32 protein-coding genes and 1 pseudogene are annotated in these 24,340 nt (G+C 51.6%); 9 read left to right on the top strand and 24 right to left on the bottom strand.

Annotation, left to right across the window (positions count from 1 at the left end; genetic code table 11):
* Window positions 1–473: 473 nt before the first annotated feature.
* Entirely contained in the window at window positions 474–965 is a 492-nt protein-coding gene (locus LIX15_RS11285; RefSeq protein WP_227773291.1) for a DUF7995 family protein, read from the bottom strand.
* 677 nt (window positions 966–1,642) lie between these two features.
* On the opposite strand from LIX15_RS11285, the gene LIX15_RS11290 reads away from it, so the two are divergent.
* On the top strand, window positions 1,643–3,310 hold the full coding sequence (locus tag LIX15_RS11290; RefSeq protein ID WP_227773292.1) for an aldehyde ferredoxin oxidoreductase family protein: 1,668 nt from the start codon (window positions 1,643–1,645) through the stop codon (window positions 3,308–3,310).
* On the opposite strand, the gene LIX15_RS11295 is transcribed toward LIX15_RS11290, so the two are convergent.
* Both LIX15_RS11295 and LIX15_RS11300 read right to left on the bottom strand, forming a co-directional pair.
* Entirely contained in the window at window positions 3,311–3,589 is a 279-nt protein-coding gene (locus LIX15_RS11295; protein ID WP_227773293.1) for a ubiquitin-like small modifier protein 1, read from the bottom strand.
* A 375-nt stretch (window positions 3,590–3,964) separates the two neighbouring features.
* Window positions 3,965–4,273, bottom strand: coding sequence for a hypothetical protein (locus tag LIX15_RS11300; RefSeq protein ID WP_227773294.1), 309 nt, complete (start codon window positions 4,271–4,273; stop codon window positions 3,965–3,967).
* A 145-nt stretch (window positions 4,274–4,418) separates the two neighbouring features.
* On the opposite strand from LIX15_RS11300, the gene LIX15_RS11305 reads away from it, so the two are divergent.
* Both LIX15_RS11305 and LIX15_RS11310 read left to right on the top strand, forming a co-directional pair.
* The gene (locus tag LIX15_RS11305; RefSeq protein WP_227773295.1) at window positions 4,419–5,111 is read left to right on the top strand and encodes a nucleotidyltransferase domain-containing protein; all 693 of its coding nucleotides are present in this window, start codon (window positions 4,419–4,421) and stop codon (window positions 5,109–5,111) included.
* Window positions 5,101–5,589 carry a DUF8154 family protein gene (locus LIX15_RS11310; protein WP_227773296.1) on the top strand — a complete coding sequence of 163 codons (489 nt, stop codon included), beginning with the start codon at window positions 5,101–5,103 and terminating at the stop codon, window positions 5,587–5,589. Before LIX15_RS11305 ends, LIX15_RS11310 begins: the two co-directional genes overlap by 11 nt.
* Window positions 5,590–5,982: 393 nt before the next feature.
* On the opposite strand, the gene LIX15_RS11315 is transcribed toward LIX15_RS11310, so the two are convergent.
* The 7 genes and pseudogenes from LIX15_RS11315 to LIX15_RS11345 form a co-directional block, all read right to left on the bottom strand.
* Window positions 5,983–6,417, bottom strand: a complete 435-nt coding sequence (locus tag LIX15_RS11315; RefSeq protein ID WP_227773297.1) for a PIN domain-containing protein — start codon at window positions 6,415–6,417, stop codon at window positions 5,983–5,985.
* The gene (locus tag LIX15_RS11320; RefSeq protein WP_227773298.1) at window positions 6,399–6,650 is read right to left on the bottom strand and encodes an AbrB/MazE/SpoVT family DNA-binding domain-containing protein; all 252 of its coding nucleotides are present in this window, start codon (window positions 6,648–6,650) and stop codon (window positions 6,399–6,401) included. The genes LIX15_RS11315 and LIX15_RS11320 overlap by 19 nt, the downstream gene beginning before the upstream one ends.
* A 114-nt stretch (window positions 6,651–6,764) precedes the next feature.
* A complete protein-coding gene (locus LIX15_RS11325) occupies window positions 6,765–6,902 on the bottom strand; it encodes a hypothetical protein (RefSeq protein ID WP_227773299.1) in 138 nt (45 codons plus the stop codon).
* A gap of 2 nt (window positions 6,903–6,904) precedes the next feature.
* Window positions 6,905–7,075: pseudogene (locus LIX15_RS11330) on the bottom strand (TFIIB-type zinc ribbon-containing protein); the annotation flags it as partial.
* Window positions 7,076–7,365: 290 nt separating this feature from the next.
* Window positions 7,366–8,484 (bottom strand): pyruvate dehydrogenase (acetyl-transferring) E1 component subunit alpha, encoded by a 1,119-nt coding sequence (gene pdhA / locus LIX15_RS11335; RefSeq protein WP_227773301.1) that lies wholly within the window; start codon window positions 8,482–8,484, stop codon window positions 7,366–7,368.
* A 108-nt stretch (window positions 8,485–8,592) separates the two neighbouring features.
* The gene (locus tag LIX15_RS11340) at window positions 8,593–9,051 is read right to left on the bottom strand and encodes a hypothetical protein (RefSeq protein ID WP_227773302.1); all 459 of its coding nucleotides are present in this window, start codon (window positions 9,049–9,051) and stop codon (window positions 8,593–8,595) included.
* Window positions 9,051–9,914 carry a DUF3100 domain-containing protein gene (locus LIX15_RS11345; protein WP_227773303.1) on the bottom strand — a complete coding sequence of 288 codons (864 nt, stop codon included), beginning with the start codon at window positions 9,912–9,914 and terminating at the stop codon, window positions 9,051–9,053. The genes LIX15_RS11340 and LIX15_RS11345 overlap by 1 nt, the downstream gene beginning before the upstream one ends.
* A gap of 181 nt (window positions 9,915–10,095) precedes the next feature.
* Between LIX15_RS11345 and LIX15_RS11350 the strand changes: the two genes are divergently transcribed.
* The gene (locus LIX15_RS11350) at window positions 10,096–11,193 is read left to right on the top strand and encodes a M20/M25/M40 family metallo-hydrolase (protein ID WP_227773304.1); all 1,098 of its coding nucleotides are present in this window, start codon (window positions 10,096–10,098) and stop codon (window positions 11,191–11,193) included.
* Window positions 11,194–11,226: 33 nt separating this feature from the next.
* Here the strand turns inward: LIX15_RS11350 and glyA are convergent, their stop codons facing one another.
* On the bottom strand, window positions 11,227–12,459 hold the full coding sequence (gene glyA / locus LIX15_RS11355; RefSeq protein ID WP_227773305.1) for a serine hydroxymethyltransferase: 1,233 nt from the start codon (window positions 12,457–12,459) through the stop codon (window positions 11,227–11,229).
* 475 nt (window positions 12,460–12,934) lie between these two features.
* Here glyA and LIX15_RS11360 point away from each other — a divergent pair, with 475 nt between their 5' ends.
* The gene (locus LIX15_RS11360; RefSeq protein ID WP_227773306.1) at window positions 12,935–13,171 is read left to right on the top strand and encodes a hypothetical protein; all 237 of its coding nucleotides are present in this window, start codon (window positions 12,935–12,937) and stop codon (window positions 13,169–13,171) included.
* A gap of 57 nt (window positions 13,172–13,228) precedes the next feature.
* Here the strand turns inward: LIX15_RS11360 and LIX15_RS11365 are convergent, their stop codons facing one another.
* The 9 genes from LIX15_RS11365 to LIX15_RS11405 form a co-directional block, all read right to left on the bottom strand.
* A complete protein-coding gene (locus LIX15_RS11365; protein WP_227773307.1) occupies window positions 13,229–14,164 on the bottom strand; it encodes an ArdC-like ssDNA-binding domain-containing protein in 936 nt (311 codons plus the stop codon).
* Between the two features lie 109 nt (window positions 14,165–14,273).
* On the bottom strand, window positions 14,274–14,573 hold the full coding sequence (locus LIX15_RS11370; protein ID WP_227773308.1) for a hypothetical protein: 300 nt from the start codon (window positions 14,571–14,573) through the stop codon (window positions 14,274–14,276).
* 156 nt (window positions 14,574–14,729) lie between these two features.
* Window positions 14,730–15,221: a DUF7995 family protein gene (locus LIX15_RS11375; RefSeq protein ID WP_227773309.1), complete on the bottom strand. Its 492-nt coding sequence runs from the start codon at window positions 15,219–15,221 to the stop codon at window positions 14,730–14,732.
* 129 nt (window positions 15,222–15,350) lie between these two features.
* Window positions 15,351–15,788 carry an SWIM zinc finger family protein gene (locus tag LIX15_RS11380; protein ID WP_227773310.1) on the bottom strand — a complete coding sequence of 146 codons (438 nt, stop codon included), beginning with the start codon at window positions 15,786–15,788 and terminating at the stop codon, window positions 15,351–15,353.
* A 183-nt stretch (window positions 15,789–15,971) separates the two neighbouring features.
* Complete coding sequence (locus LIX15_RS11385) at window positions 15,972–16,415, bottom strand: hypothetical protein (RefSeq protein WP_227773311.1); 444 nt, start codon at window positions 16,413–16,415, stop codon at window positions 15,972–15,974.
* Between the two features lie 3 nt (window positions 16,416–16,418).
* Window positions 16,419–16,961, bottom strand: coding sequence for a DUF7342 family protein (locus tag LIX15_RS11390; RefSeq protein WP_227773312.1), 543 nt, complete (start codon window positions 16,959–16,961; stop codon window positions 16,419–16,421).
* A 252-nt stretch (window positions 16,962–17,213) separates the two neighbouring features.
* The gene (locus LIX15_RS11395; protein WP_227773313.1) at window positions 17,214–17,360 is read right to left on the bottom strand and encodes a hypothetical protein; all 147 of its coding nucleotides are present in this window, start codon (window positions 17,358–17,360) and stop codon (window positions 17,214–17,216) included.
* The gene (locus LIX15_RS11400) at window positions 17,357–17,533 is read right to left on the bottom strand and encodes a hypothetical protein (RefSeq protein ID WP_227773314.1); all 177 of its coding nucleotides are present in this window, start codon (window positions 17,531–17,533) and stop codon (window positions 17,357–17,359) included. Before LIX15_RS11400 ends, LIX15_RS11395 begins: the two co-directional genes overlap by 4 nt.
* A gap of 494 nt (window positions 17,534–18,027) precedes the next feature.
* The gene (locus LIX15_RS11405) at window positions 18,028–18,273 is read right to left on the bottom strand and encodes a helix-turn-helix domain-containing protein (RefSeq protein ID WP_227773315.1); all 246 of its coding nucleotides are present in this window, start codon (window positions 18,271–18,273) and stop codon (window positions 18,028–18,030) included.
* Between the two features lie 175 nt (window positions 18,274–18,448).
* On the opposite strand from LIX15_RS11405, the gene LIX15_RS11410 reads away from it, so the two are divergent.
* Window positions 18,449–18,832 carry an SWIM zinc finger family protein gene (locus tag LIX15_RS11410; protein WP_227773316.1) on the top strand — a complete coding sequence of 128 codons (384 nt, stop codon included), beginning with the start codon at window positions 18,449–18,451 and terminating at the stop codon, window positions 18,830–18,832.
* Window positions 18,833–18,979: 147 nt separating this feature from the next.
* On the opposite strand, the gene LIX15_RS11415 is transcribed toward LIX15_RS11410, so the two are convergent.
* Window positions 18,980–19,384: a DUF5518 domain-containing protein gene (locus tag LIX15_RS11415; RefSeq protein ID WP_227773317.1), complete on the bottom strand. Its 405-nt coding sequence runs from the start codon at window positions 19,382–19,384 to the stop codon at window positions 18,980–18,982.
* A gap of 318 nt (window positions 19,385–19,702) precedes the next feature.
* Between LIX15_RS11415 and LIX15_RS33990 the strand changes: the two genes are divergently transcribed.
* Window positions 19,703–19,822: a DUF8118 domain-containing protein gene (locus LIX15_RS33990; protein ID WP_486327107.1), complete on the top strand. Its 120-nt coding sequence runs from the start codon at window positions 19,703–19,705 to the stop codon at window positions 19,820–19,822.
* Window positions 19,823–20,039: 217 nt separating this feature from the next.
* Window positions 20,040–20,477 (top strand): SRPBCC domain-containing protein, encoded by a 438-nt coding sequence (locus LIX15_RS11420; RefSeq protein ID WP_227773318.1) that lies wholly within the window; start codon window positions 20,040–20,042, stop codon window positions 20,475–20,477.
* A 735-nt stretch (window positions 20,478–21,212) separates the two neighbouring features.
* On the opposite strand, the gene LIX15_RS11425 is transcribed toward LIX15_RS11420, so the two are convergent.
* Window positions 21,213–21,467 (bottom strand): DUF5789 family protein, encoded by a 255-nt coding sequence (locus LIX15_RS11425; protein ID WP_227773319.1) that lies wholly within the window; start codon window positions 21,465–21,467, stop codon window positions 21,213–21,215.
* A 154-nt stretch (window positions 21,468–21,621) separates the two neighbouring features.
* On the opposite strand from LIX15_RS11425, the gene sufB reads away from it, so the two are divergent.
* The gene (gene sufB, locus LIX15_RS11430; protein WP_227773320.1) at window positions 21,622–23,052 is read left to right on the top strand and encodes a Fe-S cluster assembly protein SufB; all 1,431 of its coding nucleotides are present in this window, start codon (window positions 21,622–21,624) and stop codon (window positions 23,050–23,052) included.
* Between the two features lie 159 nt (window positions 23,053–23,211).
* Here sufB and LIX15_RS33210 read toward each other — a convergent pair whose 3' ends face one another.
* Both LIX15_RS33210 and LIX15_RS11440 read right to left on the bottom strand, forming a co-directional pair.
* On the bottom strand, window positions 23,212–23,589 hold the full coding sequence (locus LIX15_RS33210; protein ID WP_227773321.1) for a CocE/NonD family hydrolase C-terminal non-catalytic domain-containing protein: 378 nt from the start codon (window positions 23,587–23,589) through the stop codon (window positions 23,212–23,214).
* The gene (locus tag LIX15_RS11440) at window positions 23,540–24,202 is read right to left on the bottom strand and encodes an AIM24 family protein (RefSeq protein WP_227773322.1); all 663 of its coding nucleotides are present in this window, start codon (window positions 24,200–24,202) and stop codon (window positions 23,540–23,542) included. Before LIX15_RS11440 ends, LIX15_RS33210 begins: the two co-directional genes overlap by 50 nt.
* Between the last annotated feature and the right edge of the window lie 138 nt (window positions 24,203–24,340).

The raw sequence follows: 24,340 nt of genomic DNA on the forward strand, positions 1-24,340 counted from the left end.
TACTCTTTTACCCAATGAGAATTGTGTTTGCGGCAGTGTCGGTAGTCTCTTCACTGAGTTAGCTACCTAACTCCCGTCGTAATCCTGATAGCGGAAATCGGTATCGAGCATCCTAATGGGCAAATCAAGGGCAGTGAACTGTTGTTGATGGTACGTACAATCTGCTTGAACTCCAGAGCGAAGTCCTATGTACAATGCGTCGGTGGCGCATGGAACATGGTGGATGAATGCAACGTACTCCGCTGTCATCCGTCTACGTGAATTTTCCAGTATTATTGCTTGCTGGCTCTGCAAATTCAAGAATCGACATCGAATCTTCGGCGGGACCCTGTCGTCTCGTAGCCCTTATGCATCAAAAAATTCTCTCGTTGTTCGAATTTCGTACTTGATACAGCACTCAGATTAATCAACATAGCTCCTGTATTGTGAGCAGTGTTAGTAAATTACTGAGTGCGAAAAATTCGTGAGCTCACTCAGTAGTGGACGTCCGCCGGGACGATCCACACCTGCTCGTCGGCATTCAGTACATGCTCAAGGTGTTCACGATTACGAATCGCGTCGCCAAATTCAGTGTATAGGTAGAGCGACGGACCACGATACGTCCCAAGATTGTAGCAGGCGTGGCGGGCGAGATCTTTGTCGTGCATGAGCTCGTCATCACTGAACTCGGTGACTGCCGTTCTCACCCGCTCAAGATTCCGTTCGAACTCCTGTTTGGTTGCCTCCCAGCCACGCTCTAAGAGTTCTGTTCCTTCGTCAGAGTCGACTGGTGCGACGACCGGGAGTTCGCCCCATCGAGCCTTCCCTGCAACGAACGATCTCTCGTCGTCAAACGTGACATAGTAGTCAAAGATAGCAGCGTTGTCGGGACCAGCGCCGACAAGCCGGTCAAGCGCCGCTTTTCCGCATGCAAGTGCAGTATCTTCTGTCGATGCTTCTACGAGTGCGTAAATTACCTGATGCATATCGATCACCTCACCGACGCATTGGTTCGACACAGCGACATCCTGCAACACTTCAGTTGTGCGCCGGCACCTATCGCCGGCGCCAATAAAATCCTCCTGCGAGAAGCACAGATTCACACCTGATTCGCGCTACTCCTTCGAGAAATCTCGACGACCGGATTGCATATAAGGCCAACAGGGAAAGCCACCAAGCCCATCACACTCGCAGTCTGACAGTTGGCCAGTGTCGCTGTTTACCACATTGTGGATCTGCGCTCTTTCTGCCTGCGTTTCACTGTGGTGTTCAAGAGTGTGATCTGCAGTTGCCTGTCGTAATGGCGTCTGTTTTTTGACACCAAAATGATGTTTGCATGCTCTATCATAGTGGTCATTCGTAGGACAATTGCGGAGATTAGCATCTTAACATAAATAGTGACGAGATAACTGTACTCGGCTTCGAGATCCCCGTAATATGCGACCATGCCAAGCACTATTCGGTTAATAAAAATACTCAATCATCTATCCGTGTTGCTATATTATTTTTATTAGTAATTTCTTCAATATTGGTGATTTTACGTGGTTGGTCACCCTGCACTTCGGAAGATGCACTTCGAATAATCGAGCCTAAATCTGCAGTGATCTCGCATCAAAGACGGCGACCTATGATTTTTTGTCATAGTGGTTCGTTATATCTTGCAATGCTTCACGCGAAAGGATCCCTCCTCACCATCGACGTGAGCGATCGATCCACATCGACGACCGACATCGGGGGCGTCCTCTCACAGTTCATCGGCGGTCGAGGAATTGCAACAAAACTCGCCCACGATCGCATCCCATTTGACGCTGATCCGCTTGGTCCGAAGAACCGCGTATACATTTCGGCCGGTCCGCTCCAGCAGTCTCAGATGAGTTTCACCGGGCGGATGAATATGACTGGGCTGTCACCACTGACCGATGGGTTGCTGTCTACCAACGCGGGCGGCTACCTCTCGCGGAATTTTGTCAGATCCGGCCACAGCGTCGTCGAGATCATCGGCGCGAGCGATGAGTTGCTCGCGATTCATATCACTGACGAGGGCGTTGAGTTCGAGGAAGTTCCCGATCTTGCACAAGCGACCGTGCCTGAAGTCACCGACGCGATGAACGAGCGCCACAAACTCCAGAGTGAAAATCTCGTCACTATTGGTCCTGCCGGTGAGAATCTCGTCCGGTTCGCGTGTCCGATAACCTATGACAGCCGAGCGTTCGGCCGCGGCGGTCTCGGTGCCGTCCTCGGTTCTAAAAACGTTAAGACAATATCCTTCCGTGGCGATTCAGAGCCGCCTGTTGAGATCGATGAAGACGTCCAATCAAAGCTTCATAGGGAGGCAGCGACCACCGACGATATGATGAAGCGACAGGGAACCACTTCAGGGACGGAGTTCATTAACGATAACTTCTCACTGCCGACGCGGTACTTCTCCGAGCAATCTTTTGAACACGTCGAGGACATCGGTGGAGATGCCGTTGAGGAGAAAAAATTCAAAAAGGAAGCCTGCTCGGTTTGTGCATTCGCCTGTAAGCTTCCAACTAAGGACGAGGATCGCGGCATTGTGACCGAGGGTCCAGAGTTCGAGACGGTGTTCTCGTTCGGGTCGAACTGCGGTATCGGCGACATCGTCGACGTGATGCAGTCCAATGAGCTATGTGACATCTATGGGATGGATACCATTTCATGTGGCAATAGTGTCGCTGCGTACCTCGCGGCCCACGATGAATTCGGCAACGCCGAACGTGTTCACGAATTGGTTGAAAAGATCGCCTACCGGAATGATGAGGGAGATTTACTCGCAGAAGGTGTCAATCGGGCCCACGATGAGCTTGGTGTGGAGAACTTCACGGTAAAAGGCATGGAATTTGCAGCCCACGACGGCCGTGCTATCCACGGACAGGGTCTTTCATACGCTGTCGCGAACCGCGGCGCCGACCATATGTACTCGACGATGCTCGGTCTCGAGTACGATGGTGAGATCAACCCCGAAGGAACTGCCGGCAAGGCGGAAGTCCTCATCGAACAAGAAAACCATCACGCAATCCGTGATAGTGGAATCTTCTGTGCGTTCTCGGGCGACTACTTCACCAAAGAACAAAAGGAGACAATCTTTGAGGCCGAGTATGACGAGTTGCTCACGGTGGGCTCGCGGGTGATTGAACTCGAGCGACACTTCAACAATCAACGCGGCATGGATGCGGATGAGGACCGTCTTCCCTATGATCTGCCGGATCTACAGGAATCGATCCAGGAGTACTATGAGCTGCGGGGCTGGAATGATAACGGAACTGTCCCCGAGAGCAACGTCGATGGCTTTGTGACCGCAGACGACTAATCACCCACCTTGAATCGATGGGGTAACGCGGATGTCGTCATCTGTTTCTAGTTCCGTGTCTGGCCCATTTTGGTAGATTACATGCGTGCCGTTCCGAGTGACCGTCATCGATTCCCGTAGCTCCTCGTTCTCGAATAGCAAATCTTCGAGTCCAGGATGGTCGTCAGCGACCGTCGTGAGGAGATAATCAACTGTCGTCTTCGGGGCAACCTCGCGTTCGACGGTCTTCTTGCCGACCACCTCTCGGAGCGGCCCGAAGAAGTGACATCGTACATGCATCGAACGAAGGTTGGTCTCGCGAGCACTTGTATACTGCCAATAAGCTCGCCGAACAAATATGAGTCCTCTACTCGTAGTCTGGTCATGCAGATCCAAGTCCGAACATACGGACGGTGCGATTCGCACTGGATGATAAACAACTGAAGACAAAATCCAATGCGCACCGTCCGAACATTCGAGGCTACAATCACAAACCAAAAACAGGTGAGTGACGACCTCGACCAACTCGGATAGGCCGGGTCCAAATTCTGGAACGTCGGTCAGTTCTCGACGCCTGGTTCCCCCACACAGCCACCACGGAAAGTCATCCAGGCCATCACACTCACAGTCCGCCAAGTGGTCCATGTTGCTGTTGTCTGTACGGATTTCAGGTTCTTATTCGATTTGTGTGCCACCGTCTGCAACAAGGGAATGATCAGTCGCTGCCTGCAGAAGTGGCGTTCGAATCGCAATGCCAACTCGATGCTTGCACGCACCGTAGTAGCGGTCGTCCGCAGGGCACTCGCACGCGATCGGTATTCCCTCACAAACGATGACGAGATATTCGTGATCAGCTGGATTTGCGTGACTGGTATTGCGAACGCAAACACCCCTCGTGAGTGAAAATTCGAGGGCTTCGTACTGGGCGCGCTTTGCAACTCGGTTCGTGAACGTCAGGTGGGATAAGACGTTGTTACTGGACATACTCGCTCCACGAGGCACATCTGAGTCGCCCCGCACCCCTTGGGGGCAGAAAACAACGTCTCTGAGAGTCATATCTCTCTTCTCATCGTTGGAAACTCATCGAATGACACAACGCTTATTATACCTTGTTGTATAGGATCGAACAATGATTGATGAGGAGCAACGAGGTATAAGGGCATGTATACAAATTCATCCGGGCGACGATTCCAGGATTTTCCGACTCGGCGCCGCTGACGACATTCTTCGCATATTGATTGATGCTCATGAGACAGAATTCACACTAAAAGAACTTGGTCGAGAAACCGACTATTCCCGATCAACCGTCTGGCGAGCACTTGAGTTGCTCACTGAGTTGGATATCATTCAGATCCGAGAGACCACACAGCGAAAGTACGTTTCCATCGATACAGAGCACATAGAGAAGTCAGAGCCCATCCTCGCCATCGAACAACCAGAATATCATCAACCGATTCGGACGTATGTTCAACGGATCCAAGATGCTCTCGGTGACACTGATGAGGTCCAGGACATCATTGGCGTCCTTGTGTTTGGAAGCGTTGCACGGGGCAAAGCAGATCGGAAGAGCGACATCGATCTCTTCGTCCTCGTCGAGGGAGATCGAACTGTTGCTCGACGAATCGTCACAGAGGTTGCTGCTGAGCTGGGAGATGAACAATTCGACGGTGATCGCTACGAGTTTGAATCGTATATCGAATCCGTAGAGAGTGCACGGCGTGCTGGCACGAAACTCCGAGAGATCTTCCGTGAGGGAATTACCATTTACGGCGGGAATGAGTTCCAGCAAGTCAGAAAGGAGGTACTCGTGGATGAGCGGTAATCGAATCGAGTCGCTCGTCGATGACGTACAAGCAGCCTTCGATCGCAGACCATCCGATATTGAAGCCGGACTCGATACGGAGAGTGCAGATATCCTCCAACTTCGAAAGTCTTGTCGGCTTCTTGCTGGCGCAGAGATACTGCTGGACAGCGGATTTTACACAATCGTCATTGAAGCATCGTTCGTCGCGATTGAGCGCGTTATCGAGTTTAAACTTCTCGAAAGCGGTATCGAACCCAGGGATCTCCCTGGTACGCATCCGGGTGTGTATCGGGAAGCAGCGATCCGAGGGATTCTATCAGAGTCTGTCGCTGCAGATCTCAAAGACTTGTGGCGCAACTACCGCGCAAAAACGTACTACCAGGATGGATTGGCCGCCAAAGAACGTGCCGAGAAAATGTATGAGCTCGCTTCTGAGACGCATCTCTTCGTCGTTAACCTCTCCGCGAAGAAGCACGAATGCCTCTGCGATTCATGAAACTCTGTGTTTCTATTGGTATAGATCTTTTTATACTCGGAATACGAATGGCTCGCTAGGAAACTCTTGTGTGAAAATCGAACCCGGATTGTATATCTTCAATCCTCAATCTGTCGCTCTGTGCAACCCATATATGAGAGTATACTCAACAGACGATGATATTCATGTTCCACCTCTGTAATTAGTGCTATCGAGAACGTCATCACATCGATCGCACCCCTGTGGTCGCAAAATACAGGATTGTTGGCCGTTCAATAAGTGCAATCAGTAATCTACGTCACGCCAAAATCGTCTTGGTAGTGGCCGAGAAACGCGTCTATCAGTCGATTACCCAACTATTTTTGACCGGTCGAAAACGAGCGCTTAGAGATACTGACTTGCCGCGAATACTATCTAGTTAGATGGTCGATGTACAACTGTTTCGAGCTCGTCGAGATCTTCAAAGTCGCTATCTCCCGTCTGGAGGGTTTCACAGTTGGTGAGAACAGCTGTTGCGAGGTGAATCGCGTCTGCATACGACAGCTCGCGCTCGCGGCGCTGATAGTATTTCGTGCGGAGCCGTGATGCGTATAATGCGATTTCACTCGTGACAGGAACGACGTGGATCTGCTCGAAATCCTCGATCGCACTCGTGACAAGATCTGCTGTTTCACTCCCCACCTCGCGATTGAGGATATAATCAACCTCTGTCAAGGTGATCGTTGAAACGATGCCACCAGCGTCCCGCGCATCGTGAATCATCTCTTCGGCGATATCCGACAGCGTCCCATCAAGACCATATTCGAGCCAGACCCACGAGTCGAGATAAATCACACGTGTCTGCTCCACTCGCGACGTTCTCGCTCTAACAACTCCGCTGCGTCGAGTTCAAGCGGCGCAGCACGCTTCCGAGCAGTTTTGAGACGGTTCATCGGGTCATTTGGAACGCCGATCATTCGAACTCCACCGTCCTCATCGAACCGAAAGAGGACTTTCTGCCCTTCTGTGAGCTGGAGTCGCTCTCGAACTTTCTTTGGGATGGTGATTTGTCCCTTGCTGGTGATTGTTGCTTCGTACGACATCGTCTGTTCTCCTTACAAAATATTCGTTTGTAATGCGTATATCTGTTTCGCATACCGCTGTACTATCGTCTGACTTCGGGCCACACCAAGATCAACGACTATCGCTTAATCGAATCAGTAAATCGCGATCCCGTCGTGGTTGCATTCCGGACACTCGCTCGTTTCGACCTCGACCGTGATTCCACACTGCCGACACTCGGCGATGACGGTGCTGTATGATCGGCCAGTGATCTGCGTCAGGAGGTCTTTCATGCGAACTCCGGCCTGTGATTGATTTGTTGTTCGTGGATGACGAGGCCACAGTCCTCGCAGACTGTTTCAATTACGTTGGTGGTGACTAGGCCGTTGCATTTGGGACACTGGGTAGTTGGTTCGCTCGGTACATCTTCGTCGAAGCCAGTCGCATAGCTGTCGCTGAGTATCATTGAAATCGTGACTCATCGAGACGTTTCATCTGGACCGCCCCGCACCCTTCAGGGGACGATAAAATTCTACGGTGGTCGAAGCATATCGGCAGAAAACACACGAGTCAGATAATAACTATCAACGACAAATTACACTATTTGATATCTTTGGGTATTGGTCAACGTTTCTATTGTAGTAGTCTTCCTCCTCTCGTCTTCGATAATTGGGTCTTATGGATGCTGAAGCAATGTTCGTGCACATACTGGTTGGGGGAAGTAGACAAATATGAACAGATCGACCTTTAGATCGATTATTTCTCTTGTAGCAGCGCCTCATCGCCGTACGTCGTACGAAGTGAGTCTAAATACTCGCGTTGATCCCGCAATCGACCAGTCGGTTCAGCGAACGTATAATCGAACATCTCATCCGGATTGGCATCGTGTTCCTCCACTGGTTCGATCAGATTTGCAAGGGTATTCTCGATTTCAGAATCGATACGGCTGATCTCGTCGTCGTCGAGGCGATCTGTGTTGCGGAGGAATGATTCAAACCGACTCAGTGGATCACGCTGGCGCCAGCGTTCGACGTCTGCTTGGTCACGGTACACCGAGGGGTCATCGGCAGTCGTGTGTGCGCCGAATCGGTATTGAATTGCTTCGATCAGAGTCGGCCGTGGGCGACCGTCAGTTGGTTGGGTTGCCTTCTTGCGAGCAGCATCCGTTACGGCATACATCGCAAGTGGATCCATGCCATCGACCTGTACGCCTTCAAAACCATAGGCATGCGCTTTCTGTGCGAAGGTTGCACTGGCCGTCTGGCGCTTGGTGGGGACAGAGATGGCCCATTGATTATTGTTACAAATGAACACCGCCGGAACGTCAAACACGCCAGCGAAATTGAGTGCTTCGTGGAAATCACCTTCTGACGTAGCACCGTCACCGAAGTGGGCAACCGTCACGTGGTCATCGTTTTTTAATTTCGCCGCCCATGCCATCCCGACCACGTGCGGGAGGTGATCTCCAATAGTGATATTGAGTGGCAGAATGTTTTTATCTGCGAGTGCTGCGTTCCCGTGTTCATCACCTGCCCAGTACAGTAAGTACTCCCATGGGAACCCTCGTGCGACAACAGCGCCGTGTTCGCGGTATTGGTATGAGATGACATCCTCGTCGGCCAGTGCATACGTCGAGCCGATTTGTGCACCCTCTTGGCCAGCTAGTGACGAGTAGGTTCCAAGACGACCCTGTCGCTGTAAACTGATGATGCGCTCATCGAATCGACGACAGAACTGCATATCGCGGTATATTGCTATAAACGTCTCATCGTCGAGGTCGGGTACGAGCTCTGGTGTAACAACGTGACCGTCGGCGTCCAATACTTGTATCCGATCACTTGGATTGCGTGTTAGTAGCTCGGTTGTGCGTATCATTCACTATCGAATACGTTGCCCGACCGGTCACAAAAAACGTATGGTTGTCATAAAAAATCGCTTCAATATAGAACTGAGAATACATCTGTCTACTATAATGATGGCATTTTAGATAATCCCTTGGAACGTTAGTATAATCTGAGCGATGATGGCAGATCCGAAGAACGTTCCGAAAAAAACGAAGACAGCTACTGTCACCAGTTTCCAGCTCACTTCTTTCATACGCGTCGTTTGAAGTCCGATTGAGAGTCCCGCATATGCGAGAATAGGCGTTGTGGTTGCTAAGAAGTCAACCTGCTCTGTTAGCGAGAGTACGGTTGACTGCACGGGCGAAAATGGAAGTGCCAGAACGAAGGCAATGATCATCGCATAGGCAAACGAGGGCAGTTCAAGAGGTACTAACCGACCAAGCAGCATCGCGACAAATCCAATTGCGATAATGAGGACCATTCCTGGGAGTGCCGTTCCAATACCAATTCCGTACCCGATTTTGTTGCCAACCAACGTGATAACCCCAACGATGATTAGCATCTTCAACGAATCGGTAGCGAACTCATCAAGCTCCATCAGTTTTCACCTCCCAATTTTGAGGTGAGAAATCCATAGAGAGCGTTGATAAGCGGAAGCCCAACAAAAATGACGACATAGAGCCCAGTGATGCCAGTAAGCAGGTTGCTCGTTGCTGCAAACGATAACACTTGATCTTTCGGGACGGACGTCGTCGCCTCTGCTAACGAACTCGAACAGGCAGTCATCATGCTCGCGCTGCCCATCCCACAGGCCATCGAGAGTGCAAGAGGGTGAAGTCCGGTCGCAGGGGCAAAGCCGCCTAACAACCCAAAGAAAATCGTTCCTAAGACAGTCCCAGTGATGTACGTCCCGAGAACGCCACGTCCCTCTGGCGAGTCAATTCCGTATTTGTCTGTAACCACACCCAGTGTTGGTTCACGAGCAATGCTGACCGCACTACCGATCGCTTCGCGTTTGAGCCCGAGAAAGAGAGCAAGTGGTAATGCAAGGAAGATGGTTCCAAGGTTTCCCAATTCCTGTAGGAGAAATGCGGGACCAGCAGAGATGAGATCGTTAAACGATGGTGCAACTAACGTGCCATACTTCACTCCGAGCGGCATGAGTGCCACAATGAGAAGCGGGGAGCTGATTTTGCTAACGTCCTTGGAGACGACTTCCCGAAGCGGTTCGAGATACCGACCAAGGACGCTGTAACTAATCAGAATACCAATCACGACTGCGAAGAGCATCGGAAGCAAAACTACTTGTCCTGGGCCGAGTGGGAAGGTCTGAGTCCCAATCAACTCCGTAATAGCAACAATCAGGAGTACGGTTCCATGTGTCCGGAGATGCTCACTCCAGCGGCCATTCGTTCGAATTGGATTCCACCGATCAGTTGATGTGTCCGTATCTTCAGGCATATGCTACCATCTCACACATATGCGTTACCTCTACAAGAGATCTATAAAAATCATTCTATGGGATACACATTCCTTCGATTTTCTATCTATTATGAACAACTATCTCAACGAACGAAGTGACCAAAGAATGCCGATATACCACTCACTCTACTTCTGACAGGACCATTTCTCATTATCCCGTATGTTGAATATCTATCCAACACTAATATCCATCGTGGACATTGATCGTCTTTTGGAGGATCTTATACGGATCGAAAGTCATGAATCGATCGCTGAAATTCAATCATATCTCCTCGAGGAGATTGAAAATGCCGTAAAACACGAGACGGGGTGCATCAGTGCCCAGAAAGAAGGAGACAACGCTGGACCACAAATCATCCTTAATTCACATATGGATGTCGTTTCACCACATCTGCCTTTCGAACGAGATGGCGATATCATTCGTGGGCGCGGTGCTTGCGATGCAAAAGGCTGTCTCGTACCAATGATTGCTGCATTTAATACTATTGACCCATCAATCGGGACGGTACAGTTACTCATCTCGCCAGATGAGGAGACAACGCAACGTGGCCTTGCGACCTACCTTGAGACGGGTGTTAAAGCGGATGCAGCCGTCGTTGGAGAACCGACCGGCCTTGATATCTGCCCGATGGCACGAGGCCATTATGATCTCGAACTCACGTTTTACGGGCAAGCTGCGCATGGAGCAACACCGGAGAGTGGAATAAACGCAACAGTCTGCATGGCAGACGCTGTCGACCGCATTGAATCACTTTCGCAGTTGAAAGACGACCATCTTGGATCGAACAGTTTTACTCCAACTATGGCACGCGCTGGAAGCCGCCCGAATCAAGTGCCTGACTCTGCCACCCTCGTTGTTGACTATCGGACGCTTCCAGTTGAGTCGCGAGTAGAGGCGCTCGAAACGATCGAAGGAGCGCTTGCTGGATTATCTTGTGAGTTCGATATTGATTTCTACGATAATGGTTCCTCGCTCGACTCATTTGAAACCGATCCAACCGAAGATATTGTAACCGATCTAGAGAACCATGTCTTATCTGTAACTGGTGAGCGTCCAGCTATTCGACCCTTTGATGCAGCAACAGAAGCCGCGTTCTTCGCTTCAGATATCCCAACTGTTGTATTCGGCCCAGGGCTCATCGCTGATGACGAAACGCCAATTGCACACTCTGAACGCGAATTCGTCCGATTTTCCGAGGTTGAAGCTGCAACCGCAGTACTCACACAATTGCTTGAACAGTGGTTGAAAGGAGACTGAACAGTGTCCTAATGGTGGGATAGAGGACTGAGATTACTCGTCCAGCGGATTTTCTTCACAGAGGACAGCAATTTCGGTTTGAACGTTCTCCAGGTCGTCATCGTTGAGAACATGGTTGATAAGCTCGGCAACTTTCTTCATCTCCTCTTCCTCAAATCCACGGCTTGTTAGCGCTGGTGTCCCAATCCGGATCCCACTCGCCTCGTTCGGACGTGTCTCACCAGGGACAGTAGCTTTTGTGACGTATATTCCGGCCGCTTCAAGCTTGGCTTCAGCCTCCGAGCCAGTGAGATCGGGGTGCGACTGGCGAAGATCGATTAATACGATATGGGTATCAGTACCGCCAGAAACAACATGAATCCCTCTTTCAGCGAGAGTTTGAGCGAGAGTCCGTGCATTTGTAACTAATTGTTCTGCATACGAGTCAAATTCGGGTGTCAAGGCTTCAGCGAACCCAGCAGCTTTCCCAGCGATCATTGGCATCGCAGCGCCACCCTGAGAGCCAGGGAACACCGCTGCATCGATCGCATCAGCATACATTTCATCACACAAAATAACCCCACCTCGTCCTGCTCGAATGGTCTTATACGTCGATCCCGTTGCAAAATCCGCAATTCCAACAGGTGAAGCAAGTTGATCTGCTGCGATGAGTCCGGATAAATGGGCGATATCTGCAAGATGGTATGCATCGACAGCATCAGCAGCTGCTTGCACACGCTCCCAATTCACTTCTCGTGGATACGCAGAGTAACCAGAGATAATCAAATCTGGGTCGAATTCTTCTGCACGGGTCTGCAAATCGTCATAGTCCACGCGGCCTGTCTCGGGGTTCGCATGGTAGAACTCTGTCTCATGTTGTTTGCCACTTATGTGACGCGTATCACCATGTGTGATGTGTCCTCCATCAATTGGATCGAGCGCTAGAATGCGATCGTTGGGTTCAAGCACGGCAAGATAGACCGCTAAATTGGCAAGCGAGCCAGAATGCGGTTGGACATTCACATGATCTGCACCCCATAGCTCTTTGGCATAATCAATTGCCAGTTGTTCTACCGTGTCGATATCCTGCGACGCAGGATAGAGCCGGTCATCGGGATATCCGAGCGCATTTCGATTAGTGAGGACACTTCCTTGAGCTGCCATAACTGCTGGACTCACATGATTTTCGCTTGCGATCATGAGAAGCCCATTGCGTTGAGTTGTCTCTTCGGCGTCGAGCGCATCAGCCAGATCCTCACTCACCGCTCGTATAGGATCGGAATTCATAGTACTACTACCAAATTGAGTAGCCAACATAATTGTATGGGGGCTGAATCAAAATCCCTGAAATAATACCCACAAGTCCTCGGGTCCAGTAGGTTCAGAGATCACCATGTAGTCAGAGAACAGCCTGCCCGACACAGCTTACGTCTCGGTAAACAATTGGGTGCTATCTACGGCGTCGTTTCAGTGAACTATACTGGACTTTCATCCTCCATTCAAGATATCTTCAGACCACCACGCGTTCCGACCACAAACGCGGTGGTCAGTACCACCACTTCCGCTCTGGTTGGCTGACCTCTTTATTAATAGCCTTCGAAGAAGGAACTGCAGTCGTAACCCAGCGCACAGCGTGGATTCTGTGCCTCTACCCATCCTGCCACGCTGTGTGCTCCCCCTTGCATCATCAGACCACCAACGGGACGAGCGTGTGCTGTGTCCCGAGGATTTACGTCAGTAGTCAGTGTCTTTGAGCATATCGATGATTTCGAATCGGCAATCGCCACTCACACCACTTGCGCAAAAATCGCTCGATGCGCTTGCAAGCGAACTGCCGAGTGAAAGAGAACTCACGTACGAGCAAGCGTACGCGATCCTCAAGGACTACGAGGGTCTAGAGCAGCCCGCGGCCGAAGATATCATTGAACGCCTCTATATGCGAGGCCACATCTACGAAGTCGAAGGAAAGATTCGGCTGACTGATTATCGACCTGAATAGCGAGCATTGGCTCGGTGATAAAGCTGCATTCGGCGCTCGAATTCGACGGTCCTACACTTACTCACGACTCGTTTCGACTACCTCGATAAGCTTCGCTGCCGTGGTCTGGATTCGTCCAAGTCGATCTTGAATCATGTCCGCATCATCACCCTGCCACGCTGCGAGGTAGAATGCTGAGCCACTCGTGTCCAACCCAACGTATCGACCAACGATGTACGCGACGGCCTCTGCTTCTACCTCACGTTTCGCTCGCTCACACTCATCGTCAACATCGAAGTGCAGCAGTGCGTGCGCGTATTCGTGGATGAGCGTCACGGCGAGACCCGCCTGATTTACTCGATCTTTCACTTCGACGATGGGCTGGAGGTCGTACAGACTCCGCTGTTTGCAGACGCCCTTCGCCTTGCCGTGTTCCCAGTCGTCAGCATCGACGATACGAACCGTCACCCCGAGCTCATCAGCTGCATCTTGGAGGGGGGACACGAGATTTTCAGCATTTCCGGTTGCTTCGGTTTCGAGCTTGGGAAGTGGTTCACCCTCCGTCTGAGACACGTCGAAAACAGCCGTGGGTTTGAATCCGACCAGTCCTTTCGACCACGCTTCAGGCGGCAATTCGTCATATTCACACTCACTTTGCTCGTGGTACTTGGGCGAGTTCTCGCAGTCGGGACACTGCTTTGTGATGATCGGCGCCCAGATCCAGATTCCGCTTTCGCCTTCCTTGACGTGGCGGTCGAACTCGGTCCGCCAGGTGTTGTACCCAGCGACCTTCGTCGCATTTGGACATTGAAGCGTGATCAAGAGCGTGTTCCGATGGGAGTAGTCATGGAATTTCGACTGGACATCTAGCCACTCTTGGAACTGTTGACTCGCTCTCGCCTCGTCAGTCAAGGCAGTGAGGTCGTCGATCCAGTGTTCGATCGTGCTGTGCATCTCGTCACGTCGGGTGTCGAAGTCGTCGAACGACACCGCTGAGAAGTCACTCGTTGCCATGAGTTCGTACTGGGCACTCCACTTCGGACTGCCCCGCACCCTTTCGGGGCCAAAAAACTGCGGGAGTGCAACGTACCCACCGCCAGCTATAGGAACAGCAAATTGTTGGTTACTCCTGGTACAGACAACGGGTGTTCGCGTTATCTCCTGACAGTGTTTGCTGATCGTCGGCCGTCTCCGCGAACAATGTGGACTGATCACTCTCAGAAGATTGCTCTACTTTTGGCCGGTCGTCGATACCGAACTGACTGACCGTTGGCCGATCACGTCGCGAATCGCGGGTGCGATGATCTACTGTCGCGCCGAAGTCCTCAAGCGAGGTTTCAATGTTCGTCTCTGTGACTTCAAGTTGACCATCGTCGCTGAAAGCCGTTTGCCGATGCACCGATATTTCTGGTCGCTTGCTCATCTGAATCGAGCCTCCCTCCCTTTAGGGCGTGAAAAATTCAGTATCTCGATACTCGATTTTCGTGTTTGGTACAGCACCGTGATTAACCGACACTATCGCAATATAGGTGCTCTGTTGGTTAATCGCTGAGTAGGAGAATTCCTTCGCAGTGTTTGCTTAGTAATGGACGTCCGCTGGAATAATCCACACCTGCTCGTCGGCATTGAGCACATGCTCAAGGTGTTCACGATTACGAATCGCGTCGCCGAACTCGGTGTATAGGTAAAGCGACGGGCCACGATACGCGCCAAGATTGTAACAGGCGTGTCGGGCGAGATCTTTATCGTGCATGAGTTCATCGTTACTGAACTCGTTGACCGCAGTTCTTACCCGTTCGAGATTGCGTTCGAACTCTTGCCTGGTTGCCTCCCAGCCACGTTCTAAGAGTTTTTCGCCGTCGTCTGAGTCGACTGGTGCGACAACCGGAAGTTCGCCCCACCGAGACTTGCCTGCGACGGACGACCGCTCGTCATCGAACAGAACATAGTAATCAAAGATAGCAGCATTGTCGGGGCCAGCTCCAACAAGCCGATCGAACGCCGCTTTTCCGCATGCCAGTGCAGTCTCTTCGGTCGATGCTTCCACAAGTGCGTAAATTACCTGGTGCATTTTAGTCACCTCGCCGACGCATTGGTTCGACACAACTCCATCACACAACACCTCATTCCTGCGCCGGCATCCATCGCCGGCGCCAATAAAATCACTCTGCAAGAAGCGCAGATTCACATTGGATTCGTGCTACTCTTCCGGGAGATCGCGACGCCCGGATCGCACACAGGGCCAACACGGAAAACCACCGAGTCCATCACAGTCACAGTCTGCTGGCTGGTCACTGTCGCTGTCTTCTACATGGGTTTCAGCTTCCTTCTCGATCTGTGTCCCACCGTCTGCGACGAGGGAATGGTCTGTTGCTGCCTGCAGGAGTGGGGTTCGAATTGCGACGCCAATCCGATGTTTGCATGCTCCTTCGTACCGAGTATCTGCAGGACATTCACAGGCGATGGGGATCCCGTCGCGAACGGTGACGAGATATTCATGATCGGCCGGATTCGCGTGACTCGTATTCCGAACGAGGACACCCCTCGTTGTGAGTGAACATTCGAGGGCTTCGTACTGGGCGCGCTTTGCAACTCGTTTCGTGAACGTCAATTGGGACAGGACGTTGTTACTGGACATACTCGCTCCACGAGGCACATCTGTTGTGCCCCGCACCCCACGGGGGCAACAAAAACACGTTCTCGACGATGATTTTCAACTCAATGCCCAGATCTCTAGGCAGATCTCTCTAGACTCCATCGCTCTCATACGTGAGCTGTCGGAGGGAATAGTAGAGTCGGTAGTGAATATGAGTGTGCATAATTAGCGGTGGTAGGTCGGAAGTATTTCCTCCAGAAGATTCTCAATAATTCCCCAGAGGATGAGCGATGGGGTCTCGTGTTGAAACGTCACTGGCTGATGTGTCGTTTCCTCGTCAATTGAGTACTGAAAATGTGCTCGTCCGAGATCTTCGTGATCCCCGTCCTGGTGCCACCCAGCATGGAAGCCTGTGTTCGGGTCGCTATAGTTAATACGAAACCAATCATGCGGTGTTTGGCGATACCACTCGATGACGAGTTCGGGTGCCTCTGGTCCGGTGGGTGGATCGATGCGGATCGGGTCGAAGGTTGCCTGTAGTTGTTTGGCTGCAACGTCATCTGGAACGTACTCGATCGTTGTGATATGGGGAACGCGTTCGAGGACATCTCGTTTCAGCTGCTCGTATAACTGTGCATTCGGATTTCCGCCTGGATGTGAGACGGACATCTGTCAGTTACTGGCCTCGGCACGGTCTGCGCTGGGGGCCAAAAAGTCCCACTCACGAATTGCAAATCCGACGATCTGAATTCGCTGTTGGAGATGCTCCCACTCTCGAGCGATTGCCCGTCGCTGCGCTTCTTCATCCGAGCTAAGGGTTTCGTCTGCAATCGTCGCCCGCAATTGATTCGGTGACTCGACTGCAAATGTCTCTTCCCAGTCCCGGATTTGGGCTTTCATCTCGGACAGTCGATCAGTTAATTCTTCAACTGTCCGGTGGCCATCGCGAAGTCGGACGGCCTCTTGCATTGCCTGTCGACGATAGTCTGGAGAGTAGGTCGTGTGAGCACCACTCTCATCACGGCGGAGCACGCCATCGTCCACGAGTCGCTCAAGGACGCGTTTGGTCGGCTCGTGTGACCACTCTGCCTCCGAAGCAATCCAATTCACGGTACGGGGTTCTGACACTTGCCGAGCGACCATCCGGACACGGTCTTCACCGGTCGTTTGACGCTCCATGAGCCCTGTTTCTGGTTCCTCTGAATCCTTGTCCATGTCTGTACGTATGGGTTGAATCTTTATATAGGTTGAGGGTAGTTCGATCTATATCGAAACACTACAGCTAAATCGTTCTATCGAAATCGTAGTGAGATCGACGCTCACCGAATCAAGTGGTGTAAATCTTATGTGCCGATACCGACCGTACGGCTGAATATTGCTAACTGCATCCAAAGCCGATAAAAACACGATCTCGACGTGTGCAGAACGGACTCTCTCGTAGCAATAGTCGAAAGGAGAACAGGTCAGTTAGTCGAAGCGGTAAATCGCAATCCCATCGTGCTCGCATTCCGGGCACTCGCTCGTTTCGACCTCGACTGTGGTTCCACACTGCCGACACTCAGCGATGACAGTGCTGCGCGATCGACTAGTGAGATGCATCAGGAGGTCTTTCATGCGAACTCCGGCCTGTGATTGGTCTGTTGTTCGTCGATGACGAGGTCACAGTCTTCGCAGGATGTTTCGATCACGTTGGTAGTGACCAGGCCGCCGCATCTGGGACACTGGTTGGTTAGTTCGCTCGGTACGTCTTCGTCAAAGCCTGTTGCGTAGCTGTCGCTGAGTGTCATCGAAATCATTCCTCATCGAGACGCTCGTTCTGGAACGCCCCGCACCCCTCAGGGGGCGAAAAAACCTCCGGCCAATCCTCACTGATAGGTAACAAGTACGTTTGATACGATTCACCGCTGATATCTTGTGTCTGCAGTTAGTATAGTATACTAACCTAGTCCCATTCGGTGCCTTGTCTGTCGAGAACCGGGCTTTCGGAAATCCGAATCGGAAACGGATGGAGAGGTGTCGGATTCTACCGTCATTGCCAGACGTTCTGATCCTGATTGACCGCGGTAGAGACGCGTCAAACTGCGTCAGCTGAGGCGGAATCGAACTATCGACACCCAGGGATTACTTCGATTGGTATGATGGCAATCATGAATACATTTACTCACCGTATGATAAGAACCATTTTCAGAAGCTGTTAGACTATTTTGACTTAGAAGAATCGGATTTAGAATAGTAAGTTCACGTGTTTGGATCGAATTACGTTCTCGAGTTCTTCGTAGACCTACTTTTTCTCTGAAATCCACCAGATAACCACCCGCGGACTTAACTTCCCCCGCTCAACCTCTCCCTCCTCATGCAGTGCTTCAAGCCGTCGATGAGCGGAGGGCCGGTTAATATCGAGCGTATCCGCCACCCACCGAGCAGTCACTGCCGGAAACTCTGACTTGTGCATCGCCGTCAGAATATCGTCATCAGTCGTTTCCTCTGCAAATTGACCACTAGTATCGCGTTCTCTCTCGTTTGTCATCGTAGCTCTCAGTTCATTATCCACCATCTTAAAACCATGCACTACGTAGTACATCGATGGTTTTAATACCATGTACTACATAGTACTTGGTAGGAAGAACGGTGCCCTCGGGCGTGTAGAAACGCGCCGGGTGTTCTAGCACCCGGCACCGGTCTTCCAATTCCAGCGAAAGACCATGAGTACAAAACAATCCGCAGCCCTTGAAGTTGACGAGACGGCACAGAAACGCGCACAATGGGAACAGTTCTCTTTCGACGTCGATGCCCCCGGACTCATCGACGTCACCAACGAGAGCCACGAGAACCCCGCAGCCCACCAATACACCGTCTCCATCGACGACGTGACTGACGACCTGATGGCCTGCACCTGCCCGCATCACGTCCACCGAAACGCATTCTGCAAACACATGGCTGCTGTCGAAACCGCGACTGAGGACGGAACGCTTGACGCCTTCCCGTCCGAGGACGAAGACGATGCCGAAGACTGTGACTGCGACGGCCTCGGTGACTTCCCGTGCTGGCCATGCGTGCGAACAGGACGGAAGGAACTGCCGAACTAACCACTCCTTTAATTTATTAGTCAATGGACAGACACTGGCGCCGAAGAATGATCCATAGAATGTTTGAATGGATCGTCGATTTCAGACCGGTCCTCAAAAACAGAATTCGGAGCGATGCGGTTCGAACCGGGCAAAAAACGGTTCAGATCAGCGACTGGCCGGGCGCCCTGCCTTGCGTTTGGTCGAGCGACCCTGCAACCACGACCCGAGCGCTCCACCCACAGCGCCAGGGATTGCGGCGACGATAACAAACAGCACGCCGAAGGCGAACAGTCCCATCGCCGGAAGTGGGCCAGCCATCAATCCTGCGACGGTCAGAACGACGAGGGCAACGATGGCCCCCGCCGCGCTTGCCACACCACCGTTTAGTGCGCCGTCATTGAGTTTGGTACCGGCGACGTAGCCAGCCACGAGACCACCGATGATGCCGGTCACTAAAGCACCGGTGACGGGGAGTGCCATATTCGTGAATGGGATGACGGCACCACTGAGGAGGCCGACGATGATGGTTGCGACGATTCCGTATACGATGGCTCGTAGTTTGAAGTCCATACCTAATAGTAGACCCACAACATCTTAAATACTTTTCATAATTCAAATATACATTTCAAAGATGGTACAAACGGACAATTAGAATTTCGTTACAAAACAGATAGTTACGGTCACATCTCAGATTGGCAATTTTTCTCTGTGTCCGCTGACCAGTCAGCAAGCAGTAGGTAGAAACATCAAACGGCGGTGCTCGGTGCGGACCTGATGTTTCGTACTGTGTTCGGCATTACTCGTCCCCACTGTGGTTCGAACAAGCTCTCTCCACGTTTGAGGCAGCCTTCTCCGACAACCCGTAACGCTGATTCATTCAAACATCTCGTGAGCACGCTGATTCTCACCGAAACGCAGTGGACTGTTAGTGGAGATCGCACCTACTGGCAGTGTGAGGACTGTGGCGCGGAAGCCACCCGAAAGGACGCACTCACCGACTGCTGCTAACCCCGTCTCCCTTTTTCCATTTATGTCACGCCAAACAACACTGTCCGATGTTGCCCAGCGAATGCTCAGCGAAAGCGCGGCTGGTTCGACCGAACGCGACAACGTACCGACGACAAAGCGCCCTGCTCGACCGAGCACAAGCGCACGGCGCAATATCCATCCTCCTCGGCCTGTTACTGGATGCATGGTTGAGAGAGTAGATTCCGCGAGGAAACGAATGCAGGCCTCTCCAGAAGCCATCTACCAAGCGTTTGCAGAACCTGGTGCCATGGAACGTTGGCTTCCTCCGAGCAACATGACCGGCGAAATGCTCGACTTCGATTTCCACGAAGGGGGCTCGTACCGAATGCGGCTCACCTACAAGGACCAGCAAGCTGGGCAAGGCAAGACATCGGAGGCATTCGACGAGATGGAAGTACGTTTACCTCGACTTGAACCAAACCATCGAATCGAGCAGGAAGTCGTCTTTGAGAGCGACGACCCGGCGTTCGAGGGCACCATGCGTATGGTCTGGACGTTCGAGCCCGCGGGCAGTGGAGCGATTGTGACCGTCCGCGCCGAGAACGTGCCAGTAGGCATCCAGCCGGAGGACCACGAGGCAGGAATGAAATCGACACTCGACTACCTCACGGCATTCGTCGAACAGGACGGCTAGTTGGTTGGCGGGAACCGAGGGAACACTACATTACAGTATAACGATTGCTCCTGCGGTCGACAATTTCCATCTAAGGTTGAAAATATCTCTTGTTAAAATATAAAAGTTATTCTGACTCCTCAATTATCTCCATAGATTGGCGGGTGTCCATTGGGACTGCGATTCGGGTATACGATATCGGAACAGCAGACGAGGCTCTCCAAGTTGCGATCGCCGACAGTGGTGGTTCCTCAGCCGATTGTCTCCCTGATAGTGAAACATGAGGAAATCCAGATCAAATGGCCTCGATAGCAGGTAACCTACCACACGCCACTCATACACCTCGTGAGTAACTAGGCTTTCGTAGCATGACAAAGGAAGGGTGTGTTGAGTGGAGGTGCATACGATGTAGCGAACCATTCGATGCACCGGATGCACAGACGGCTACGTGCCCCTACTGTGGAACCATGTTGAAGATCCCTGACGATGCGTGGGAGTACTACCGATCGGATGAAAATGAAGAATAGAACAAGCAGATTCATCGCGGTCTCTCTCAAGAGATGAGTATACAGCCCTGGATCAACTCGTTCGCATCGAAACGAATTCAAGAATGATTGTTCTACCGAGGATCGACCGACAGCTGAACTGCCATCTCGTTTTTTACATTGTCGGACACTGGACATCGTTCCTCGACTCGCTGCGCTCCTGCTTCGACCGTTTCTATATCAAAACAAACAACACTGTGAGACCCATCTTCTATTCTTGCCGGTTTAACTGATTTAATATGTCGTCTCGGACTTCATCTGCAGAGTTGTACGTTTTCTCGTCGGCTGAACCAAGCACTTCTTCGATGGATTGTGTGCCGTCGACTGATTCGACCTCATAGTCGCCAAATGCGGAAACTAACTCATCTCCTGTTAGTGGATAGTCCTGTTCTTCGAGGGCCTGATCGAACTCACCGAGTTCGCCACTTTCTGCTCGGTCTTCAACCGAAGGTCGATCATCACTCATAAGAACGTAGTAGATCGCGAGCCAGAATAAAATATTGGCTAATTGGTCAAATGAAGACAGAAGGGAACAGATTCTCGTTGATCCCAACATACACTCGCTATCTATCGTTAACGTACCCACCAGCCTCATCAGGCTAGAGCACTCACTTTTAAATATGAGTTCAGATCAGGATCACTTGCGTAACACAGATACAGAAGAACGATTCGGATTCAAAAAAGAACAGCAGGCTGCAGTCACATCCGGCAAGGGTCTGACTGAAAAAGTCGTCCGCCTCATCAGCGAGGACAAGGACGAACCGGAATGGATGCTCCAGCGGCGTCTCCGTGCACTGGAACACTACCAGAACATGCCCCTCCCGACGGACTGGCCCGGTCAGCCAGACCTCACAGAACTTGATGTCGAAGAGATTATTCCCTATATTCGCCCAGACGTCGACAAGCGTGAAGGGGCGGACAGCTGGGACGACCTGCCGGACGACATCAAGGACACGTTCGAGAAGCTGGGGATTCCGGAAGCGGAGCGCAAGGCGCTTTCCGGCGTCGGTGCCCAGTACGAGTCCGAGGTCGTCTACCAGAACATGCAGGAGCAGTGGGAGGAAAAGGGCGTTGTCTTCTGCAACATGGATGAAGCCGTCCAAGAGCATGAGAACCTTGTCAAGGAGTACTTCATGACGAAGTGCGTGCCGCCGAGCGACAACAAGTTCGCGGCGCTCCACGGTGCGGTCTGGTCGGGCGGCTCGTTCGTTTACGTCCCCGAGGACGTGACGGTGCAGATGCCCGTTCAGGCGTACTTCCGCATGAACTCCGAGGGGATGGGGCAGTTCGAGCACACGCTCATCATTGCCGAGGAAGGCTCCGAAGTCCATTATATCGAGGGCTGTTCCGCACCGAAGTACGGCAGCCACAACCTCCACTCCGGCGGCGTCGAAGTGTTTGTGGACGAAGACGCTCACGTCCAGTATTCGACCGTGCAGAACTGGTCGAAGAACACCTTCAACCTGAACACCAAGCGCGCCATCGTCGAAGCCGGTGGCCGAATGGAGTGGGTGTCTGGTAGCATGGGATCGAAGGCAACGATGCTCTACCCGTGTTCAATCCTGAAGGGTCGCGGCGCGAGCGCCAACCACATCTCTATTGCGTTCGCTGGCAAGGGACAGAACATTGACACTGGCGCGAAGGTGTACCACAACGCGCCCCGCACCAACTCCACCATCGAGTCGAAATCCATCAGCAAGGACGGCGGTCGCACGAACTACCGCGGCCTCGTCCACATCAGCGACGGCGCGGTGGATTCGAGTACGTCCGTCGAGTGCGACGCGCTGATGTTCGACAACGAATCCACGTCGGACACCATGCCGTACATGGAAATCAACGAAGACCGCGTGGACGTCGCCCACGAGGCAACGGTCGGTAAAATCGGCGACGAGGACGTGTTCTACCTCCAAAGCCGCGGATTGGACGACGACGACGCGAAACAGATGATCGTGAGCGGGTTCATCGAACCCATCACGGAAGAGCTTCCAATCGAGTACGCGGTCGAACTCAACCGCCTCATCGAACTCGAAATGGAGGGCAGCCTTGGCTAATCTTTTTAAGATCAGGATTAGAGTGGATCATTGTATTGGTCGGCCGGATCCTGTTGCTCATCGACAGCTTGCGTAAACAGATTTTCATCCAACTCCTCTTCGCACAGTATCGCCCGAACATTACCACTGTTAGTACCGTACGTCGTCTATCTATTCCTTTTATTCCTCTGGAAGAGCGTTAGCAAGTGCTGTCTCTCCTCCGACAATTGGCACTGGAATGGTGATCTTTTTGACATCAACAGAGATAACAGTGTCACCTGTACTATCTGGCGGTCGTTTAGTGAAGTAATGGTCGCTAGATAGTACAACAATTCCGATGCGGTGGCCAGGTTGGAAAACATAATCATCGGGTTGGAGATTGAAATTGATCCAGTATGGTGTGCCGGGATGAATCACAAAAGTGGTTCTGAGCGACTTACGATTCTGTGGGTCTACCCAGCCCCAATTGATATTATAATTAGAGAGGAAAATTATCCTCACTTTTGTATTATTGCTCAGGCTGCAGTTCTTCGTACGGCTGAATGATGACGAATCCACCCTCCTCGGCGAAGTGAAGCTGATACGTTTCTCCAGAGGAGCGTCCAAGGAAACTCTTGAGATTGAGGTCTCGCTTCGAGGTGGGTGACACATTACTACTCCAAGCGACAGTCGCATTGGGGTCCGTACTCACAGGTGTCGGAATAACAAGCGGTTTTCCATGGGTGGTGATAGCCACATGTCCTGGTCCCTCAAGAAACACATTGAACAACCCACCTGTAGAGGCACCAGCAATACTTTTCATCATCTTAATATCCCAACTAACACTCTCATCAAAAGCCAGTACATCGTTCCCATTGACGCTGATTTCGTCTTCCTCATTTAGTTCCAGAATTTGTACCTCTTTGCCCTGGTCAGCTAAGTACAGATGCCCCGTCCCTGTGGCTTGCATCATTAGGCCTCCCTCACCAGTGGCTTTCTTCTTCAACATGCCTTTCAGCCCACCGGTTGATTTCCGTTCGAATGAGATGTCACCAGTATAACCCACCATGGTTCCTGCTTTTGCCATGATGCTCCCGTCCATCGATACATCGAGCAGCTTTGAATTCTCTAGTTCGAAGGTTTTTCCCTGGTCTTGCGGTGCATGAGTGTTGACAAATTCATTGAGATTCATTGGTTTCCTCTGAACCGCATTTCATACGGCTCTGTATAAAGAAGGTTCTCAAAGACAATATAATTATAGCCTACTGTATTTGATAAATCATCAACAGATAGAAAGTATGATCACAGAAAATATTTATGTCTACTAACT

Origin of the sequence: Haladaptatus pallidirubidus, assembly GCF_020700235.1 — an archaeon.
GTDB lineage: Archaea > Halobacteriota > Halobacteria > Halobacteriales > Haladaptataceae > Haladaptatus > Haladaptatus pallidirubidus.

Bases quoted from the DNA above. Each gene is read 5' to 3' on its own strand.
- LIX15_RS11285 (WP_227773291.1), bottom strand. From the start codon at position 965: ATGCATCAGGTAATTTACGCACTCGTAGAAGCATCGACAGAAGATACT.
- LIX15_RS11290 (WP_227773292.1), top strand. From the start codon at position 1,643: ATGCTTCACGCGAAAGGATCCCTCCTCACCATCGACGTGAGCGATCGA.
- LIX15_RS11295 (WP_227773293.1), bottom strand. From the start codon at position 3,589: ATGCATGTACGATGTCACTTCTTCGGGCCGCTCCGAGAGGTGGTCGGC.
- LIX15_RS11300 (WP_227773294.1), bottom strand. From the start codon at position 4,273: ATGTCCAGTAACAACGTCTTATCCCACCTGACGTTCACGAACCGAGTT.
- LIX15_RS11305 (WP_227773295.1), top strand. From the start codon at position 4,419: ATGATTGATGAGGAGCAACGAGGTATAAGGGCATGTATACAAATTCAT.
- LIX15_RS11310 (WP_227773296.1), top strand. From the start codon at position 5,101: ATGAGCGGTAATCGAATCGAGTCGCTCGTCGATGACGTACAAGCAGCC.
- LIX15_RS11320 (WP_227773298.1), bottom strand. From the start codon at position 6,650: ATGTCGTACGAAGCAACAATCACCAGCAAGGGACAAATCACCATCCCA.
- LIX15_RS11325 (WP_227773299.1), bottom strand. From the start codon at position 6,902: ATGAAAGACCTCCTGACGCAGATCACTGGCCGATCATACAGCACCGTC.
- pdhA (WP_227773301.1), bottom strand. From the start codon at position 8,484: ATGATACGCACAACCGAGCTACTAACACGCAATCCAAGTGATCGGATA.
- LIX15_RS11340 (WP_227773302.1), bottom strand. From the start codon at position 9,051: ATGGAGCTTGATGAGTTCGCTACCGATTCGTTGAAGATGCTAATCATC.
- LIX15_RS11345 (WP_227773303.1), bottom strand. From the start codon at position 9,914: ATGCCTGAAGATACGGACACATCAACTGATCGGTGGAATCCAATTCGA.
- LIX15_RS11350 (WP_227773304.1), top strand. From the start codon at position 10,096: ATGTTGAATATCTATCCAACACTAATATCCATCGTGGACATTGATCGT.
- glyA (WP_227773305.1), bottom strand. From the start codon at position 12,459: ATGAATTCCGATCCTATACGAGCGGTGAGTGAGGATCTGGCTGATGCG.
- LIX15_RS11360 (WP_227773306.1), top strand. From the start codon at position 12,935: ATGATTTCGAATCGGCAATCGCCACTCACACCACTTGCGCAAAAATCG.
- LIX15_RS11365 (WP_227773307.1), bottom strand. From the start codon at position 14,164: ATGGCAACGAGTGACTTCTCAGCGGTGTCGTTCGACGACTTCGACACC.
- LIX15_RS11370 (WP_227773308.1), bottom strand. From the start codon at position 14,573: ATGAGCAAGCGACCAGAAATATCGGTGCATCGGCAAACGGCTTTCAGC.
- LIX15_RS11375 (WP_227773309.1), bottom strand. From the start codon at position 15,221: ATGCACCAGGTAATTTACGCACTTGTGGAAGCATCGACCGAAGAGACT.
- LIX15_RS11380 (WP_227773310.1), bottom strand. From the start codon at position 15,788: ATGTCCAGTAACAACGTCCTGTCCCAATTGACGTTCACGAAACGAGTT.
- LIX15_RS11385 (WP_227773311.1), bottom strand. From the start codon at position 16,415: ATGTCCGTCTCACATCCAGGCGGAAATCCGAATGCACAGTTATACGAG.
- LIX15_RS11390 (WP_227773312.1), bottom strand. From the start codon at position 16,961: ATGGACAAGGATTCAGAGGAACCAGAAACAGGGCTCATGGAGCGTCAA.
- LIX15_RS11395 (WP_227773313.1), bottom strand. From the start codon at position 17,360: ATGAAAGACCTCCTGATGCATCTCACTAGTCGATCGCGCAGCACTGTC.
- LIX15_RS11400 (WP_227773314.1), bottom strand. From the start codon at position 17,533: ATGACACTCAGCGACAGCTACGCAACAGGCTTTGACGAAGACGTACCG.
- LIX15_RS11405 (WP_227773315.1), bottom strand. From the start codon at position 18,273: ATGACAAACGAGAGAGAACGCGATACTAGTGGTCAATTTGCAGAGGAA.
- LIX15_RS11410 (WP_227773316.1), top strand. From the start codon at position 18,449: ATGAGTACAAAACAATCCGCAGCCCTTGAAGTTGACGAGACGGCACAG.
- LIX15_RS11415 (WP_227773317.1), bottom strand. From the start codon at position 19,384: ATGGACTTCAAACTACGAGCCATCGTATACGGAATCGTCGCAACCATC.
- LIX15_RS11420 (WP_227773318.1), top strand. From the start codon at position 20,040: ATGCAGGCCTCTCCAGAAGCCATCTACCAAGCGTTTGCAGAACCTGGT.
- LIX15_RS11425 (WP_227773319.1), bottom strand. From the start codon at position 21,467: ATGAGTGATGATCGACCTTCGGTTGAAGACCGAGCAGAAAGTGGCGAA.
- sufB (WP_227773320.1), top strand. From the start codon at position 21,622: ATGAGTTCAGATCAGGATCACTTGCGTAACACAGATACAGAAGAACGA.
- LIX15_RS11440 (WP_227773322.1), bottom strand. From the start codon at position 24,202: ATGAATCTCAATGAATTTGTCAACACTCATGCACCGCAAGACCAGGGA.